Here is a 2,432-nt window from a genome sequence, read left to right as displayed (position 1 = left end):
GCGCCGGGAGTCCGGGCCGTGCGGGCCTCGCCGCGGCCGGTGTGCCGGGGGCCGGGGACCGGCCCGCCCGCGGCGAGGCCCGCACGGCCCGGACTCCCGGCGCCCGGCTTCTCGGCGCCCGCCTTGTCGGCGCCCGGGTCCCCGGCGTCCGCCTTCGGGAGGGGTGTCATCGGGAGCGGCGGCGGGACTGCCAGAGCGCTGCGCCGGCGACCGCTGCGAGCGCCGCGGCGCCCGCCAGCGGGCCGGACCAGCCGCTGCCGCCGGAGCCGGACTCCGGTTCCGCGGCGGCGGTGCCGCCCGCCCCGGTCGGCGCGGTCGCCGGGCCGGGCTCCCCGGCGACCTGCTCGCCGCAGCCCTGCCGCGGGTAGCCGGAGATCGCACACAGCATCGCCGACCCGTCGTAGCGCAGCGGCTTGGCCACCGCGGCCAGCGCCTCCGCGGCGCTGGCGTCCGGGGCGACCCGGGCGCAGGCGGTGCGCGGGGCGTCCTGCGGCGGTGCCTCGCCCGCGGGCGCGTCCGCGGCGACGCCGAAGTCGACGACGACGGCTATGCGCTTGCTGCCCTCCGCGGCCGGTGTGCCCGCGCAGACGGCCGCGAAGTCGGCCGGGGTGCGGGGCTGGGCGGCCTGCGCCGCCGCGTCCGCGCTGACCGCGAAGCGGAAGCCCTGCACGGAGCCGTCCGCGGGGCGGGCCATGGAGGGCCCGACCTGGGCGTACGTCCACCCGCCGGCGGCGCCGTCCCAGTACGACCAGTAGCGGTAGCCCGCCGCATGGGCGGGGGCGGAGGCCGCGAGCAGGGCCGGCAGGGGCAGCAGGACCGCCGCCGCGGCCGCGGCGGCGGCACGGCGGAGGGGGGTCAGGCCGCGGCGCATCAGAGCTGGTTCTTCTTCCGGCGGCCGCTCAGCAGGATGCCGATGCCCATGCCCGCGGCCGCGCCGACGGCGATCATCCACCAGACGTTCTGGCCGCTGCCGGACTCCTCGCCGCCGTCGTCCTTCTTCGCGGGCTCGTCCGTCGCGGAGCCTGCGGCGGCCTGCGGGGCGGGGCCCGTCGCGTTCAGGGCCGTCACCAGGTCCGTCCCGCCGAACGACTTCGGGTCGGTGCCCGTGGCGTGCGCGACGAGGACGAGGGTGCCGAGGGCGGCCGGGCTGCCCTTGGCCCAGTCGGCGGAGTTGCCCTTCAGCCACTCCACCGCGCCGGCGGCGGACTGCTTGTGGCCGGCCGCGACCAGCGCGAGGACGGCGTCGGCGGTGTTGCCGGTGTCGGGGGCCGGCTGGTCGGCGCCGGGGGCGACGGCGGTGAGGTGGCCGTCCTTCTGCAGCGCGGCGGCCAGGTGCCCGGCGGCTGCCTCCGCGGCGGCCTCGGGGGCGGCGCCGTCCGTGCACCCGGTGCCCGCCGGGGTGTCCTTCGCGGCCGGGGCGACCACGATGCCCTTGCCGAGGGCGGCCAGCGTCGCGGCGGCCGTCGCGTCGGCGTTCGCGAGGAGCTTGCCGTCCACCGGCTGGTAGGCGAACGCGCCGCGGTCCGCGGCGGGCTCGGCGGAGCAGGGCAGGCGGAAGGCGAGCAGGCCGTCGTACGCGGACTTGCCGGCCTTCGACTTCACCTCGGCCGGCTTCTCGCCGGCGGCGGCGAGGGCGCTGATGACGACGGCGGTGGAGCTGGCCTCGCTCGGCGAGCCGGGGACGTACGCCCAGCCGCCGTCCTCGTTCTGGACGGACTTCAGCCAGTCCGCGCCCTTCTTCGCCGCGGCGTCCTGCCCGCCGAGGGCCTTCAGCGCCTGCACGGCCACCGCGGTGGCGTTCGTGTCGTACACGGTCTGCTCGCCGCACGCCGCGGAGGCGTCGGCGCGGAACGAGGCGAACCCGCCGTTCGCGCACTGCTGGCCGGCCAGCCAGGCCACCGCCTCCTTGGCGGGCTTCACACCGACGGTGTGCTGGGCGAGCAGCGCGATCGACTGCCGCCACACCCCGTCGTAGGTGGGGTCGTTCTTGCCGTACAGGCCCGACGGGACGACGGGCGGGGCCGACGGCGACGGCGTGGCCGGCGCGGCGAGGGCTGCGGGGGCGGCGCCGACGCACAGCACGGCGGAGGCGGCGAGCGCGGCTGCGCTGCGGCGGACGTTCATGGGGGCGGTGCCTCTCCTGCAGGGGGGCCGGAGGCAGGGTGCGGGGGCACCGGCTCCGGCTCCGTATTCCTCGACGGTGCCGGCCGCCGGGGGATCCGGCGGCGCGAGCCGCGCACCTCGGTACGGGGCGTTCCGGCTGCCGCCCGGCAGGGGCTGCCTGGGCGGGTCACGGTTGCGGGTCAGCGCCGGAATCGCACCGGCTTTCCCCCGTACGGAGGGTGGACGACGGCCCTTACTGTACCGGCCGGTACTGCGGGGGGAGGGAGGAGACGGCCGTCCGCGCCCCCTGCCGCACGGCTCTGAAACAC

At 78.8% G+C, this 2,432-nt stretch carries 2 protein-coding genes and 1 riboswitch; both genes read right to left on the bottom strand.

Going from position 1 to position 2,432, the window contains the following annotated elements; translation table 11 throughout:
* Positions 1–166: 166 nt before the first annotated feature.
* Positions 167–871, bottom strand: a complete 705-nt coding sequence (locus EF903_RS31635; protein WP_125548409.1) for an SCO2322 family protein — start codon at positions 869–871, stop codon at positions 167–169.
* A complete protein-coding gene (locus EF903_RS31630) occupies positions 871–2,124 on the bottom strand; it encodes a prenyltransferase/squalene oxidase repeat-containing protein (protein ID WP_125548408.1) in 1,254 nt (417 codons plus the stop codon). The genes EF903_RS31635 and EF903_RS31630 overlap by 1 nt, the downstream gene beginning before the upstream one ends.
* Before the next feature lie 125 nt (positions 2,125–2,249).
* Positions 2,250–2,331: riboswitch (cobalamin riboswitch) on the bottom strand.
* Positions 2,332–2,432: the final 101 nt, after the last annotated feature.

Source organism: Streptomyces sp. WAC05292 (assembly GCF_003949955.1).
GTDB lineage: Bacteria > Actinomycetota > Actinomycetes > Streptomycetales > Streptomycetaceae > Streptomyces > Streptomyces globosus.
This window is presented reverse-complemented; position numbering and strand designations above follow the sequence as displayed.